This window comes from Nocardia wallacei (assembly GCF_029869545.1).
In the GTDB taxonomy this organism is placed as follows: domain Bacteria; phylum Actinomycetota; class Actinomycetes; order Mycobacteriales; family Mycobacteriaceae; genus Nocardia; species Nocardia wallacei_A.
Window position 1 is genome coordinate 40780 of the sequence record NZ_JARWQD010000305.1, and the last position, 14601, is coordinate 55380.

Here is a 14601-nt window from a genome sequence, read left to right on the forward strand (position 1 = left end):
AGCTCACTCCCGTCGCCTCCGCTGCGGCTGTGCCGCATTCGGATTGGTCGGTGGGGCCGTACGGTGCGGCCAGCACCGCAGGGGGTGCATCGTCCACACGTCCGCCTCGCTGCGCAGGGCGTCGACCCAACCAGCGACGTGGATCAGCGACGGCACCGCCACCGCGGTGATCCGCGATGGCCGCAAGGTCGCAATGAGAAGCGGGAACGAGGTGTCGGAGTAGACGCATTCGATCCCACGCAGATCGAAGCCATGGCCGTGGGCCCACCGGCGTATTTCTCGGACACAGTCCTCGGCGACCACGCCGGCCAGGTCGGCGCGCACTATCCCGTACATCGACTGCGTCAGGCCCACAACGCATCACCACCCACCCCGACGTGGCCGCCTGCGCAGAGCACCTGCTCCCGCCCTGCTGCGGTGCCGGTGGGGCCCGAGCGGGCGATGATGTCCTGCGCCGAGTGCCGAGGCCACCGCATGAACGGCTCCAGCGTCACAACCTCGGCGTGGTACCGGACCTCGACCAACCAACCGGTCACATGCAGCACCGACGGCACCAGCAACGTATCGATCCGGTCCTCTCCGAACCTCGCCAGGATCGATCGGAAGCAGCCGTCATCGGGCGCGATCAGCACGCCGCACAGGGTCCAGTGCCGGGCGGCGGCCAGCTCGCGGATCCGTGCGACGTGTTCGTCGGTCGCGTGGCGTGAGATGTCTTGTCGCACAATCGCAGAGGCCCGGTTCATCATGCACCCCCGGCGGCGATCTGTTGATGAGCCCGAATCGCATGGGTCATTTCCGTCCATGCCGCCAGCAGCGGTAAAGCACACCAGGTCAGCGTTCCGCCCTCACGTGGCCGCATTCGCCCGTAGCGACCCAACGGCACTAGAGCAGCGGGGAGCAGGTCTCGATCGTGTTCACGCTGCTCGACGACCTCGACCACGAGCTCGTCAGACCGCGTGATCAGCAGACGTATCCACAGCTCGCCGAAGGCCTCGCTCGCCAACTGGTCGAGCGCCGCTGCGGTGCGGGTATAGATCGGATATTCACGACTCGTCCGGTACTGCACGGCCTCCAATGCCTCATCGAGCAGTGCGCCGACCACGACGTCCACCGGGGCGACCCTGTCGCGCAGCCCCGCCCGCGTCAGGCTCTCGTGCACATGCAGCCGGGCGATCGACTGTCCGGCATGCGACACCGGGCACCGGAATCCGTCCAGCTCCGTCATACCGGGGCCATGCGATGGGGCGGCCCCTCGCTCGCGCCGGCGGAGCACGACCGGACCCTCGCGGCGATCCAGCGACCATACCCGGACCGCCGGATCCATCGCCCACAACCGTTGCACCAGAACCCTTCTCGGCCCGGGTACCGCGTCCAAGTGCATCCGCGACGGAACCACCAGATCGCGGCACTCGCCACGTTCGATCTCGTTGGCGAGCACCCACAACGAACCCGTCGCCGTCCCCGCATCGCGGTATGCCCGCCCCAAGCAGAAGCCCTCCGCGAATGCGAACGCGTCCAGCTGGTGCTCCGCCTCGACCACGTCGAGCAGCAGCTCCTCGCGGATGTATCCCAGCATCAACGGCCGCGGGATCATCGCCACCCCCACCGCACGCGCTCCGGAAACCGCATCCCCCACAACATGTTCCGCTCCGGGGAGACCGAGGGAATCTCGCACTCGACATCGAAGAGCTGACAGAACTCCCGCAACGTCAGCCCGAGCGCCTCCGCACCGTCACGAATCACGGTCCACGCCTGGTCATCCGGCGACGGTTCACGCCGCAACTCCTCGGCCGCACGGATCGCCGATATCGCCCTAGCTGTCGACACTGTGCGCCCCGGCAGCCACAGCGGCGACCATCCGCCCTGGCTCACGTACCGCGCCGATAGACGGTCAGATGCGTCGATTCCCGAAACGAGCTGCATGGCTATCACCTGCTAGTCGCTGGTCGCAGGGCCGGACTAGTCCTGCGGCGAACGCCCACCGCCTCGTCTACCAACGTGACGGCCGACACATCGGACTATATGTTGGTAAATAGCACCACGCAAGTGATCTACAAAACTCCCTCGACACATACTGGGGATATGCTGATGGCGATCCGCGCGCGTACTGTACAGCCACCAGACTGGAAGGAAGGGGCTCCGATGCCACCAATCTCGTCAGTAGCTGCCAAGTGGGAGATCGTCGCCATCTGTCGTGATCGACGGGAAGAACTCGGCATGACGGGGCCGGACCTGGCACGCGCCGCTGGCGTCGTGGGCACCTTCTGGTCGAGGTTCGAAAACGAGAAGAAGCTGGTCAAGCCCGAGAGGTTCATCCAAGTACTCGAAGCGCTCCAGTTCCCCGATGACAAGCGGGAGCATCTGCTGAAGCTGCGGGAGTACGCGATGGGTAGTGGCTGGTGGGCAGCCTACAGCAAGGTTTTCTCTGCGCAGCACATCAACGAGTTCGGCCTCGAATACGGTGCCGAAGAAGTACGAACCTACGAGAGCCTGCTCATCCCCGGGTTGCTTCAGACAGAGACCTACGCTCGGGCACTCATCGAGGCCGACCAGATCGGGATCCCGGCCAGGGAGGTCAATCGCCGGATCGCGGCACGGATGAAGCGCCAGGAACGCCTGTTCGGCGATGACCCACTTCGTCTGGTCGCGGTGGTCAGTCAGGCCGCGATCGAGCAGCAGTTCGGTGGGCCTGGAGTGCTCCGTGACCAGCTTCAGTACCTGGCCAGGACCATTAGGGAGAACAAGGCCACGATCGACTTCCGGATCGTTCCGTTCACGAGTGAGAAGGGGCCAATCCTCGGCGGTTGCACCTTCCATGTCCTGGAGTTCACCAGCGCGCAGCTCGGACCACTCGCCTGGTTCGAGTCACCGCTGGAAGCAAAGATGATCGAGGATCCCGACAAGGTCTTGGACCTCAGCCGATCGTTCGAATATGTGCAGGATCAGGCGCTCTCGCCTGACCAGTCCCTCGCGTTGATCGACGAATCCGCAGGTAGACTTGAGGTTTTCATTGAGTAGGATGATCTATATGGGCACTGCAAGTAACTGTGGACGGCACTGGTTCAAGTCGTCGTTTTCGCGCGACACGTCCAGCTGTGTTGTCGTGAGTCTTGGTTGGTTCAAGTCGTCGTTCTCGCGCGACTCGTCCAACTGCGTCGTGGTCCGCCAGGACGCGGACACCGTGCTCATACGCGACGACAAGTACCAGGGCGACCCGGCCGACGAGCCGATCATCACCGTCCCGGCTGCGGCCTGGCCCGAGTTCCTCGCGGTTGTCGCAGCCGAAGAGAGCCTCGAAGGCCCGCCTGACGAAGTGCCGGCCATTATCCGTGAGGCCGACGGAACAACTACACTTCGCGACTTCCGTAATCAGGCGCTGTCATTCACGATCGGCGAGTGGGTCGCCTTTACCAAGGGTGTGCAGGCCGGAGAATTTTCCCCCGCTGCCGCCTAGACGTCGTCCTTCTGTAGGGCCTCAGAACTCGTGGCGGATTCTCAGAATGGTTGGCGGTGACGTGGCGGATCCGCCATCGTTTCGAGACTCCGCGCGTTCTGCTGTTGATTGGTAGATGATCTTCGCCAGTTGGCTTCCGCAGCAGGAGGTTTCGAGTTGGTGCGTGCGAAGACCGCTCGGTGCGGCGAGTTCTCACGTCTCGTATCTGGTCAGGACCACGCCGCCGGGGAAAGCCCGCGTCTCCACCAGGTTCAAGTTCACCCAGCTGTCCAGCGTGGTGAAGAACGGCGTGCCGCCGCCCACGAGGACCGGATAGGTGGTGATCACGTACTCGTCGATCAGCCCGGCCCGCATCGCCGCCCCGGCGAGCGTCGCGCCACCGATGCCCATCGGGCCGCCGTCCTCAGCCTTGAGCCGGGTGATCTCGGCAATCGCGTCGCCGGTGAACAGTCGGGTGTTCCAGTCGACCTTGTCGATCGTCGAGGAGAACACCACCTTCGGCGTGTCCCGCCAGTTCCGTGCGAACTCGATCTCCGCCGGGGTGGCGTTGGGCTGCCGGTCGCCGGTCGGCCAATAGGAGCTCATCGTCTGCCACAGCTTGCGCCCGTACAGCGACAGACTGATCGCCAGCTCCTGGTCGAGCCTCCACTCGAACAGCTCGTCGCCCGGCGGCCCGCCCCAGCCGAGGTCGTCGCCGGCCGCGGCGATGTAGCCGTCCAGGGACACGTTCATACCGTAAATCAGTTTCCGCATGGTGCAAGCCTTCCGTGAGTCGGTCTCCGGTGTAATGACCGGCGCGGAACGGGAAACTTATCTGTGTGTGATCGGCGCTCACAGGCAGTCCTCGTGTTCGGGGCTCAACGTGGCGTACTGGGCCCGGCGAGAAATTCGCACAAGAAGTGCCACCAGTCCTGCCCGTGCTCGTCCGAAATAGGTACGACGCAGAAAGAGCGCGGACCTGAAGAAATGCCACGGAACTGAGACTCGAGCCAAATGGCATGCTGTGAGACAACCCAACGAACCCGCTGGTCAACCAAGATCGACATGTCTCGCGATCTGAGACTCTGCACCTTCGCGCAGCAGCAGCCGAGGCGTCAGTGGGAGCACTGTCGCCCGGCCGCTGGCCGGAGCTCTGCAGTGGAATGCCCAACTAGGCTGTAGGTCTCGAACACGTGGTACGAATACGTGGCCGTCGGCGACGGTTGGGAGGCATGTGTACAAGGACGAAGAACTCGTCTGTGCGGGGCGAGCGCTCGACGATCGTGGATGTGTAAGCGTCACATCGTTCATCTCGCCAGACGTTGTGAACGCTGTTGCGGCCGAGGCTATTCGGTTGGCTGACACCATTGCGGTTCGTCGTGATCTCACGCTGGCGGCGACGGATTCGACGCCGCGGCGGATGTGGAACGTCACGCGCGCTCGAATCGCTGAGTACGGCACCGTGATTCCGTCTGCTTACCGGTCCTCGGCGGTGATCGATGCGGTCTCGCGCATAGCTGGTGAGCAGGTGTTCGCCTGTCCGTACGAGCCGGAGCAGTTCGTGATCACCCGGTTGGAGCGGCCCGAGGATACGCACGGATGGCATTGGGATGACTACAGTTTCGCGCTCGTGTGGGTCGCGGAGTGTCCTCCCGTCGTGGACGGTGGGTTCGTCGAGTGCGTTTCGCACACGGTGTGGGACAAGCATCGGCCTGACGTGGATGGGATTCTGCGGGACCGTGCGGTTCATCGGCTTGAGGTGGGTGCGGGTGAGGTGTATCTGATGCGGACGAAGACCACCCTGCATCGTGTGCATCCGATCCGGCGGGCTGTTGGAAGGCATTCAAAGTTCCTACGTAGCGGGTGGTTTCGCGGCATTGTGGGTGCCGACGAATCTTGGTGTGTGCCGGGCTCGGGGTGGTGTTGGTTGGCGGCGGCACCGTGCCGATGAGGGCATGCGAAGGCCCTCCCGGTAGTCCTTGGCTCGGTGCTGTCCGGGAGGGCCGTGTAGCGCGTGGAGGCGCTGTGCTCACGGTAGGCGTGGTGGCTCTGGGCGTGAATTCTGACGTCGGTTTGGCGTGAATCTGGGCATCGGGTGGGCGGTTTGGTGCCGGGTTCTGAGCGTGAAAACGAACACCGCTCGACCGGTGTGTCGGTCGAGCGGTGTGGGTGTGTCGGGTTGAGGTCAGCTCTTGGTGGTGCGGGTGTGTGCGAGTCGGTAGGAGTCGGTTCCGGTTTCGATGATGTGTCCTCCGAAGGTGAGCCTGTCGACGATTGCGGCGCAGAGTCGCGGGTCGGTGAAGGTTTTCGTCCAGCCGGAGTAGCTGTCGTTGGAGGCGATGGCGACGCTGTTCTTCTCTTCGCGTTCGGTGAGGACTTGGAACAGCAGTTCCGCGCCGCGCCGGTCGAGTTCCATGTAGCCGAGTTCGTCTATGCAGAGCAGGTCGACGCGTCCGTAGCGGGCGATGGTCTTAGACAGCACCTTCTCGTCTGCGGCTTCCACCAGCTCGTTCACCAGTTTCGTCGCGAGGGTGTATTTCACCCGGAAGCCTTGCATGGCTGCTTCGGTGCCCAATGCGATGAGCAGGTGGGATTTGCCGGTGCCGGAGTCGCCGATCAGGCAGAGCGGCAAGCTCTTTCGGACCCAGTCGCAGGTGGCGAGGGTGTGGATGGCGGCGGGGTCGATGTTGGGGTTGGCGTCGAAGTCGAAGGCGCGTAGCGACTTGTCGCGTGGGAATCCGGCGGCGCGGATGCGTCGTTCGGAGCGGCGCCGTGCCCGGTCGTCGCATTCGCCCAGTAGCAGCTCGGCCAGAAACGCCCGGTAGGACATCTGCTCTTTGGCGGCGGTGTCGGCGACCTCGCTGAATAGGGAGCGGATCGTCGGCAGCCGCAATACTCGGCAGGCTTGGTCGATGGCCGTGTCGGCGGCCGGCTCGGTGAGACCGTTGCGTCGTCCGATCACGGAATTTCCGGTCATGAGGTGCCTTTCTGGGCTCTGGGGAGGCGAAGCAGTTGGTCGTATTGGGCGACCGAGGGCAGCGGGCGGGTGTCCGGGGGTAGGTGCGCGAGACGGCGCGCGGTCAGTGAGGGCAGCGGGTCGATCGGCAGGTCGAGATCGACCACGGGTTCGGGCGCGGGCTGGGCTTCGCTGATCTTGCGGGCCTCCAGCGCGACCGCATCCGCGGTCAGCGCGCCTGACTGCAGGGCCGCGGCCAGAGCATCGACGAGCAGGTCGTGGGGCATATGCCGTTGCAGCAGCAGCACCTCGATCAGGGCGCGGGTGCCGTGTTGATCGCCGTGAGTTCTGCGGGCGGCGGCCCACCAGGCTTCGTGGATCGGGGTGAATTTGCCTGCGGCGCGGGCCTGTTCGAGCGCGGTCGCCCCGGGCAGCGCGCCGGGTTTGCGCAGCAGCCCTTCCAGGTAGTGATCGAGCTCGAGTCGCGATCCGCCCTTGGCGAGTAGCCGTTCGTGGCGGGCGATTTCGGTGGGCCCGTCGTAAACGACCAACTCCGAGGCGTGCAGCAGGACCCGGACTTGGCGTTCGATGAACCGGACCGGGACCGAATACTTGTTGGTGCGCACCGATATCTGCGCGTAACGGTCGACCCGCGGTGCGAACCAGCGGCCGGTCTCGAACGGCTCATCCGGCAAGGGGCGCAGCAACCCGGCCTCCGCCGCGAACATTTCCCCGATCGTGCGTGGCCGTGCCCCGATCCGGCGGTTGTCGTCAGCGGCGTCCCACTCATCGATCATCGCGTTGAGCTCGGCGATCGAGTCGACTTCCGGGACCGGGACCAGGCGGTTGCGTCGGAACCAGCCGATACCGGCCGATTGCGACGTCCCGCCGGAAGTCACCCGCGTGTATGGGTGTTCACGCAGACCGCCGCCGGGCAGCTCTTCGATGATGGCGTGCAGGACCCGGTCTCCAAGTCCGAGGTCCACCGTCAGGCAGGGAAGGCGCACGCGAACTGGTTATTAGCCAGGTGGTTGCGAGTTCGGGCGATCCGTCCTACATTGGATGTGCGTCCTCTTCTCGAGGGTTCCCCGGTGATCGCTGGCAGCGGACCCGGATGTAGCGCCACAAGGGCACTAACCGCGTAGTGAACGCGTGCCTGTGCTGTGGCTTCCCGACCTGTGAGGTGATCGGCGCTGTTGCGTCGGGGCCGCTGGTCGGTGCGCATTCGCCTTGATCCTGCTTGAGCATCGTGTGCCGCGAACGGCGTTGATCGCCTGCGGTTTTCGCGGTTGCCGGTGGGGTCGCCGTGGAAGTGGGGCCGCCGATGCGGAAGTCCAATCGCGAGCAACATCGTTGTCGTCGCGCCGTCATTGCCGGTGTATTGCCACCGGCTGTTGCCGTAGTCTGCGTCGGTCTCGCGGTCGCCGAGTCCGGGCAGGCCGGTGTCCCGCTTGGCTCATTGGGTGCGACGGGGCACGTCACAACCGGTGGCGGGGCAGCGTCCGGCGCTGAGTCTTTGGGGAGTCAGGTCCGTGCACTGGTCGCCGAGGTCACGCGACAGTTCGCGCAGGTGATACGGCCCGTTCAGTGGCTGGTGGATGCCGCCCCGGCGTTGGTCCGCCCGGCGGTCGAACGCGTGCGGCAGGCCCGGCAACAGCTGCATGCGCAGATGGGCCGACCCGCGGTGCCGCATCGATGGGTGGCTCGGCGATGACCCGCACACAACGGCACCTGGATCGGTACCTGACAGCGCTGGATTTGGACATAGGCGCTGCGGGCGAGCTGCGTCATCTTGCCGACACCGACAGCCACGGCGGCATAGTTTCCGACCCGACCGATCTGGCTGAGGACTTCGACGTTCGTTGGACGCAGATCGCGTCTCGGCGAGCACGCGACTATGCGACTAGAACTCGTCGTCGCAGACTCGCGCTGACCGCAGTGAGCGTCTGTGTGGTGACAGGCGCGGTCGCCATGGGCGTACTCCTGCACCACACCAACCGAAACACTGCGCCTACTCGGGCCCCGATTGCCGTCGACCAGCGCAGCCCGGGGCAGAGTCCGGTCGCGCAGAAGGGCGGCGACTGCTCTTCGACGCCGGTAGTCACCGGAGACACCGTCCGTGGCTCGGGCACCGGCGGCACCGACTCGGGCCCCGGCGCCGTGATGGCGTTCGAAACCGCCTACTACGTCACGCGGTCCGGGACAGCCGCACGAGCGGTGACTACCCCTGATGCGAATGTGCCTGCGGCAGAGACCATCCAGGCCGGCATCGACACCATCCCCGCGGGCACCGGGTTCTGTGTCCTTGTCGCCCCGGCGGGGCCGAACTCTTGGCACGTCGACCTGACCGAGACCCGGCGGGATCGTGCCCGGGTGGTCTATCGACAGACCGTGACCACCACCGTCGTGGACGGTCGGGTCCTGATCACCGGGATCACGCCGCGATGAGCACCGCATTTGAACCCGAAGAGCTGGCCATCCCGCAGCCGCTCGCTCCCGCGGTCCTTGTGGTCGGGACAGGCGGCGGCGCTGGCGCGACCACCACCGCGTGGGGGCTGGCGGCGGCCATCGGCGCCACGACGGACTGGGACGCGGTCGCCGTCGATGCGAGCACTTCCGGGGGCGACCTCGGCCTGCGCGGAGCAGACGAGCTGATGCGTCCGATGTCGCTGCAAGCGTGGCTGACCGAAATCGGCGACGGCGCAACGTCGGTCACGCGCGAACTGCTGCTCTCGTCGAGCATCGGCGCGGGATTGCTGTGGCAAGACGACACAGCGTTGCCCCCGCGAGCCACCATCGGGACGACCGCGCGACTGCTGAGGATGTCGGGGTATCTGGGCATCTACGACGGCGGCGGGCACGTCTCGGCGCAGCAGCTGCTGCCGCTGATCTGTGACGGCCACACCGGCCTAATCGTCACGGCACCGGCCCGCCGCGGGGCGGCGAACCGGTTGTTCACAAGCCTGAAATGGCTGGACCACAACCTCGGCGTCGACGTCGTCGCCGATACGACAGTTGTTGTGACGCACCAGGATCGGCGAACGGAATCCATCGCTGACGAGATCCGCCGAAGCCTGAGCGGCTGGGTGCGCGACGTGTTCGAGGTCCCCTATGACCCGCATCTGGTGGGCGGGGTCGCTCTGAGCGTCGACCAGCTGCATTCCTCAACCACCACGGCGTACGCCGACATCGTGATGGGAGTCGGCCTGTGAAGCGACCGATCGCCACCCCCGCAACCTGGATCGCGGCGCTCGCCGCGACCACCCTTCTCACCGGCACGACGCCCGCCTTCGCCGCACCGGCACCGGGTTCCGCGAGCGGGCCGGGTTGCCCCGCCGTGGCCGGGATATTCGTGCCGGGCACGGGGGAGACCCACCCGCAAGCGGACCCCGCTCAGCCGATCGGGCTGCTCGGACCGGTCGGTACCGGGCTCAGCGACCGGTTCGGTGACCGATTCCTGTCCCAATTCCTCGGCTACAGCGCCTCGGCATGGGACCGCGGCCTGAGTTACGGCGCCAGCGAGGCCACCGGCATCACCGCCGCCACAGGGGAGCTCACCGATCTCGCCCGACGCTGCAGCGCAGCGAAGTTCGTGCTGGCCGGATACAGCCAGGGCGCCGACGTCATCGGCGACCTCGCCGCAAGCATCGGCTGCGGCAAAGGTCCGATCCCGCCGGAACGAGTGATCGCAGTCGGGTTGATCGCCGACCCGCAGCAAGGCACGGAGGGCGGCAAAGTCGTCGGCCCTCCACTGGACGGGCACGGCATCGCCGGACCACGCCCCAGTGGGTTCTGCCAGCTATCGGCCGTGACCGCGCAAATCTGCGATCCACGGGATAAGTACTGCAACACCAACGCCGCGACCAACCCGATCCTGGCCGGGCTGGGCCGCATCCTCGGCGGTGGAAGCGACCAGCCCGCCGCGCCCGGGCCCGACGGTGCGCGATCCGGCGGGGACAACCCGAGAGGCAACACCGATCAGACGGGGGTGCCCGGTGCCGATGCGGCGCAGCTGCAGGCACTGACCCAGTCGCTGGTGTCCGATCTCGGGCGCGGTGATCTGCCGAAGCTGGCCGACAATCTCAATACCGTTGTGCCACAGGCCCTATCCGGGCGAATCGACCCGGGCGCGGTCACGGCGGTGCAGGACACGCTGCGGCCTCTGGCCGATCTGCTCGGCTGGGCAGACAGCAATCGGGCGGCGACCGAACGGCTGGCCAACGCACCGGCCGGGTCGCCCGAACACCAGGCGAGCCAGGTGCTGACCGCCGCGAAGAACAGCAACCTTGGCACGGCGCTGGATTCGCTGGCCACGATCGCCGGACAAGCCGGCTACGGAGGCGGCGGCCCCACGCCGGATGTCGCCGGGTCGGCGAACGCTTTGGCGTCTTCGACGGCGCCGCTGTCGGCGATGCCTGCGGACACCTTGTCGCAGGCCACGACCGTGTTGTCGATCCTGAGACCGTCGACGGTGTTCGACCAGGTGGTCAACGTCGCGACCAACACCCTCGACTTCGCCACCAACGTCCCGAAGATCCTGGACACCCTGCGCCAGATCGCCACCATCGTCGCGGACGGCGGCATCGACCTGCCCGCGAAAGTCCGTGGCCTGCATGAGCAGTTCGGCACCTTGAACAACCTTTGCAACCCCCTGGTGAAAATGGCCGCCGGAGTCGACCTGCACATGGTGTCGAACCTGCTGGCTATGATCCCCGACCCGCAGGGCGTCGCCCAGATCGCGTCGGTGATCGTCGGCATCCTGGGGAACCTGGACGTCGTCAAGCTCGCGTTGCAGGTCGGCGGGTTCCAGGAACAACTGTGGGGTATCGCTGAAGCGATCACCGGCGGCGGCAACCTCGTCGATATCGGCGCCCGGCTCGTCGGGCTCATTCCGACGCTGCTCGGGTTCGCCACGACCGCGGTGAACACACTGACCGGAGCCGCCAAGACCCCCAGCACCGCGCTCGACACGCCGCAGCCAGGTACGCCGACCGCTTCGATGGGCGGCGCGTCGAACCTGGCGGGCTTGGCCGAGTCACTGGTCAACAGCACGTCCCAAGGAGCGGCGGACCTCGGTCAGTTGGTTACCGACGGCGTCTCGGCGGCCTCGTTCTTCGCCTCGGGCGCACATCAGGGGTACGACCGATTCGTCATCGACGAGTCCGGGCGCACCGCTGTTACCTGGCTGACGGACTGGTTCGCCGGGCGTATCCGGCAGGTCGGAGCCGTGTCGTGAGCACGGAAACGACAGTGGCGTCGGGCGGCAAGGCGATCATGGTCCTCGGGCTGGTCGTCGCGGTGATCGTCATGCTGATCATCGTCTCCGGTCGATCCCGACACACCGACCCCACCTGCCTTCCCGACATGCCCCGGCGCGAGACATCGCGCGGGCCCACCCGTGTCGTGATGCCCATGGCGCCAGGCACTTTCGTCCCGAGTTCGCCGTACGGGCCTCGGGGAAGAGAGTTCCACAGCGGACAGGATTTCGCCGCCGCGGCGGGCACGCCGATCTACTCGGCCACCGACGGCACGGTGGTGGCGGCCGGGCCTGCCGACGGGTTCGGGAACTGGATCGTCATCGACACCACCGACAGCGACGGCCGGACCGTGTCGACGGTCTACGGGCACATGTCGGCCGCGGGCGTGCTCGTCCACACCGGCGATACCGTACGCGCGGGCCAACACATCGCCGATGTCGGCAGCGAGGGCGAATCGTCCGGGCCCCACTTGCATTTCGAAGTCGTGCCCGGAGGAAAGCTGTCCGGCGGTAAACACACCGATCCGATGCAGTGGCTCACCGCCCGCGGCGCGGGCGAGACCGCGACGGACGCCATCGATCTGGTCGCGAACCGCAGCGGACTGACCGGGCGACCTGGCTACGGCAGCGGGTGCGGCCCTGCGCCGGGCGACGGGGGACTGAAGGCGGGCTCGGTGCCGGAGGCGTTCGAGCCGTGGATTGCCCGCGCCGCCGCATTGTGCCCGGAGGTGACCGCGCCGCTGCTGGCCGCGCAGCTGCAACAGGAGTCCGGGTTCCGTGTCGACGCGACCAGCCCGGCAGGCGCGGTCGGGCCCGCCCAGTTCATGCCCGACACCTGGAACGCCCCGGAGGGGCCGGCCGTCGACGCCGACGGTGACGGCCGCAAGGATCCCCGCAGTATCCCCGACGCGGTTGTGAGCCAGGGCCGCTACGACTGCGAATTGGCCGGCATCGCGAAACGTGGCCTGGCAGAAGGCACTTTGCGCGGCGATCTCACCGAACTGTGGCTGTCGATGTACAACTGCGGCGCCGACGAGACCTTGCGGCAGGGACAGGTCTGCCAGAACGGCGAGACCCGCAAGTACGTGCGTGCCATCCCGGCCGCCGCCCGGGCGTTCACCGGCAGTGAATCGGTCGGTTCCTCGATCGGCGGGGCGATCGTCGCCGAGGCGATGCGCTGGCGCGGTCACCCCTACGTGTGGGGCGGCGGCGGGGCGGACGGACCCACCGCCGCCGACGGCGGCGCGCCCGGATTCGACTGCTCCGGCCTCACCCTGCGCGCGGTCGCCGTCGCCACCGACGGCCGGATCATCCTGCCGCGCACCAGCCAGGAACAAGTCGACGACCCGCGCGGCGCTCCCGTACCGGAATCGGCGATCCAGCCGGGAGACCTGGTCTTTCCCGCTGGGCCCGCGCCGGGCCACGTCGCCGTCTACGTGGGCGAAGGGACCGTCGTGCACGCCCCGCAAACAGGCGACGTCGTCAAGACCGCCCCCATGAGCGTTGTCGGCTCCAACCCGTCAGTGAGGAGATTCGGATGAGCACTGAACACCACCACCAGCAACACCAGCCGGACGGCACGTCGACGGACACCGCACCGGACGACGGCCAAGGCGGCACAACGGAATACGACGCCGAGGCGATCGTCGACCTGCGCCGCCAGCGCCTGCGCCCCACCCCCGCACCGGGCGGACCGCAGGAGCCCGACAACGCCGACGAAGATCGCGACGAGATCGGCGACACGCAGGAGATCCCGGACCCGTACGGGGTCGGGCAACACAACCTGCGAACCGACACCATTGACGGAAACGACAGACACCAGGCACGTCCGGTCGTGCTCAAACAAGCCGAGGGCGTCGACACCGACCCGGCCGAGTGGGGCTGGCGCGGCCGGGTCAACGCATTCGGGAGCCGGCTGCGCCCGCCTCGCGACGGCAGCGAGGTCGCTCACCGCCGCGCTGTCGAACGGATCCGACAGCCGTTACCGGGCACGCCGGTGATCCTGGTCGCCAACCCAAAGGGTGGCACCGGAGTCACTCCGGTGACGATCGTGCTGGCCAATATCTTCGGCGTGTACCGCGGCGGCAGTGTGGTGGCCTGGGACGCCAACGAATCCCGCGGCACCCTCGCCGCGCGCGCCGCGGTCAGCACAGACACCGCGCCGACCGTGGTCGATGTGCTGGCGAATGCGCGTGCGTTGTGTTCCCCGGCCGCCGACGCCTCGAGCCTGGCGCGGTACCTGCGACTGCAACCCACGCTCGACGAAGTCCTGGCCTCGGATCACTCCGGCCGTCTCGAGGTGATCGGGCGTAACGAGTGCGCGGCGATCATGGCGGTGCTGCGACGGCACCGGTCCATGGTGGTGATCGACAGCGGCGACAACGATCGAGCCGAACCGTTCTCCTGGTCGGTCGACAACGCCACCCAGCTGGTCGTGCCCCTGGTGTGCCGCCGCGACGCGGCGTATATGGCGCTGAAAATGCTCGACACCATGGCCGCGTACGGGCGCCGGGACCTGGTGACCGGAGCGGTGGTCACCCTCGCCACACAGTCCCCAACCGATCCAGCCGCCCGCGAGGCCATCGTCGGCGCGCTCGAACACGCCGGCATCACCCGAATCTTGGACGTGCCGCACGACCCGCTGCTGGCCGGAGGCGAACGCATCGTGTGGTCGCGCCTGACAGCCTCATCGAGGCGAGCGTGGACACAGGTGGCCGCATCGGTCGCAGACGGGCTCGCCGACATGTTGACGCGCATGTCGGCACCCCTGGAAGGGGCCTACCTGCCCGACAGCTACCGCGCCCCAAGCAGCCGTGCGCCGCGCCGCTGCCGCGGCTGCACCCCCGACGACGCGCGGACCTCCGCGCGGTGCGGATCGGGCTGCCCGAGCGCGAGCATCGCGGTTCCCCACCACGGCCGGCCCTACGGCGAACGGCGGTGAACGCCATGACAACC

General features: G+C 67.0%; 14 protein-coding genes. 8 read left to right on the forward strand and 6 right to left on the reverse strand.

The annotated features are described in order from the left end of the window. Positions 1 to 3 precede the first annotated feature (3 nt). From QH290_RS26810 to QH290_RS26820, 3 genes are read right to left on the reverse strand one after another with little or no spacing between them, the layout of a single operon-like run. The gene (locus QH290_RS26810) at positions 4 to 354 is read right to left on the reverse strand and encodes a hypothetical protein (protein ID WP_280385915.1); all 351 of its coding nucleotides are present in this window, start codon (positions 352 to 354) and stop codon (positions 4 to 6) included. Then, positions 345 to 722 (reverse strand): hypothetical protein, encoded by a 378-nt coding sequence (locus QH290_RS26815; RefSeq protein ID WP_280385917.1) that lies wholly within the window; start codon positions 720 to 722, stop codon positions 345 to 347. Before QH290_RS26815 ends, QH290_RS26810 begins: the two co-directional genes overlap by 10 nt. 20 nt (positions 723 to 742) lie before the next feature. After that, the gene (locus tag QH290_RS26820; RefSeq protein ID WP_280385918.1) at positions 743 to 1606 is read right to left on the reverse strand and encodes a hypothetical protein; all 864 of its coding nucleotides are present in this window, start codon (positions 1604 to 1606) and stop codon (positions 743 to 745) included. A 476-nt stretch (positions 1607 to 2082) separates the two neighbouring features. Between QH290_RS26820 and QH290_RS26825 the strand changes: the two genes are divergently transcribed. Next, entirely contained in the window at positions 2083 to 3018 is a 936-nt protein-coding gene (locus tag QH290_RS26825; protein WP_280385920.1) for a Scr1 family TA system antitoxin-like transcriptional regulator, read from the forward strand. A gap of 10 nt (positions 3019 to 3028) precedes the next feature. Further along, positions 3029 to 3454 carry a DUF397 domain-containing protein gene (locus tag QH290_RS26830; RefSeq protein WP_280385922.1) on the forward strand — a complete coding sequence of 142 codons (426 nt, stop codon included), beginning with the start codon at positions 3029 to 3031 and terminating at the stop codon, positions 3452 to 3454. Positions 3455 to 3646: 192 nt separating this feature from the next. On the opposite strand, the gene QH290_RS26835 is transcribed toward QH290_RS26830, so the two are convergent. After that, positions 3647 to 4207, reverse strand: coding sequence for a dihydrofolate reductase family protein (locus QH290_RS26835; protein ID WP_280385924.1), 561 nt, complete (start codon positions 4205 to 4207; stop codon positions 3647 to 3649). 460 nt (positions 4208 to 4667) lie between these two features. On the opposite strand from QH290_RS26835, the gene QH290_RS26840 reads away from it, so the two are divergent. Further along, entirely contained in the window at positions 4668 to 5384 is a 717-nt protein-coding gene (locus QH290_RS26840; protein ID WP_280385927.1) for a HalD/BesD family halogenase, read from the forward strand. 234 nt (positions 5385 to 5618) lie between these two features. On the opposite strand, the gene istB is transcribed toward QH290_RS26840, so the two are convergent. After that, complete coding sequence (gene istB / locus QH290_RS26845; RefSeq protein WP_280385929.1) at positions 5619 to 6410, reverse strand: IS21-like element helper ATPase IstB; 792 nt, start codon at positions 6408 to 6410, stop codon at positions 5619 to 5621. Beyond that, positions 6407 to 7396, reverse strand: coding sequence for a Mu transposase domain-containing protein (locus tag QH290_RS26850; protein ID WP_280385931.1), 990 nt, complete (start codon positions 7394 to 7396; stop codon positions 6407 to 6409). The genes istB and QH290_RS26850 overlap by 4 nt, the downstream gene beginning before the upstream one ends. A 688-nt stretch (positions 7397 to 8084) precedes the next feature. Here QH290_RS26850 and QH290_RS26855 point away from each other — a divergent pair. The 5 genes from QH290_RS26855 to QH290_RS26875 are packed head-to-tail and all read left to right on the forward strand — an operon-like array spanning position 8085 to position 14587. Then, a complete protein-coding gene (locus QH290_RS26855) occupies positions 8085 to 8837 on the forward strand; it encodes a DUF8176 domain-containing protein (protein ID WP_280385933.1) in 753 nt (250 codons plus the stop codon). Further along, positions 8834 to 9601, forward strand: a complete 768-nt coding sequence (locus QH290_RS26860; RefSeq protein ID WP_280385935.1) for a hypothetical protein — start codon at positions 8834 to 8836, stop codon at positions 9599 to 9601. Before QH290_RS26855 ends, QH290_RS26860 begins: the two co-directional genes overlap by 4 nt. Beyond that, on the forward strand, positions 9598 to 11625 hold the full coding sequence (locus QH290_RS26865) for a cutinase family protein (protein ID WP_280385937.1): 2028 nt from the start codon (positions 9598 to 9600) through the stop codon (positions 11623 to 11625). Before QH290_RS26860 ends, QH290_RS26865 begins: the two co-directional genes overlap by 4 nt. Next, positions 11622 to 13187, forward strand: coding sequence for a peptidoglycan DD-metalloendopeptidase family protein (locus QH290_RS26870; protein ID WP_280385939.1), 1566 nt, complete (start codon positions 11622 to 11624; stop codon positions 13185 to 13187). Before QH290_RS26865 ends, QH290_RS26870 begins: the two co-directional genes overlap by 4 nt. Continuing rightward, positions 13184 to 14587 (forward strand): MinD/ParA family ATP-binding protein, encoded by a 1404-nt coding sequence (locus QH290_RS26875; protein WP_280385941.1) that lies wholly within the window; start codon positions 13184 to 13186, stop codon positions 14585 to 14587. Before QH290_RS26870 ends, QH290_RS26875 begins: the two co-directional genes overlap by 4 nt. Positions 14588 to 14601: the final 14 nt, after the last annotated feature.

What these genes read in the sequence shown, in the direction of transcription:
- QH290_RS26825 (WP_280385920.1), top strand. Translation starts at nt 2,083, where the DNA reads ATGCTGATGGCGATCCGCGCGCGTACTGTACAGCCACCAGACTGGAAG.
- QH290_RS26830 (WP_280385922.1), top strand. Translation starts at nt 3,029, where the DNA reads ATGGGCACTGCAAGTAACTGTGGACGGCACTGGTTCAAGTCGTCGTTT.
- QH290_RS26835 (WP_280385924.1), bottom strand. Translation starts at nt 4,207, where the DNA reads ATGCGGAAACTGATTTACGGTATGAACGTGTCCCTGGACGGCTACATC.
- istB (WP_280385929.1), bottom strand. Translation starts at nt 6,410, where the DNA reads ATGACCGGAAATTCCGTGATCGGACGACGCAACGGTCTCACCGAGCCG.
- QH290_RS26855 (WP_280385933.1), top strand. Translation starts at nt 8,085, where the DNA reads ATGGGTGGCTCGGCGATGACCCGCACACAACGGCACCTGGATCGGTAC.
- QH290_RS26860 (WP_280385935.1), top strand. Translation starts at nt 8,834, where the DNA reads ATGAGCACCGCATTTGAACCCGAAGAGCTGGCCATCCCGCAGCCGCTC.
- QH290_RS26875 (WP_280385941.1), top strand. Translation starts at nt 13,184, where the DNA reads ATGAGCACTGAACACCACCACCAGCAACACCAGCCGGACGGCACGTCG.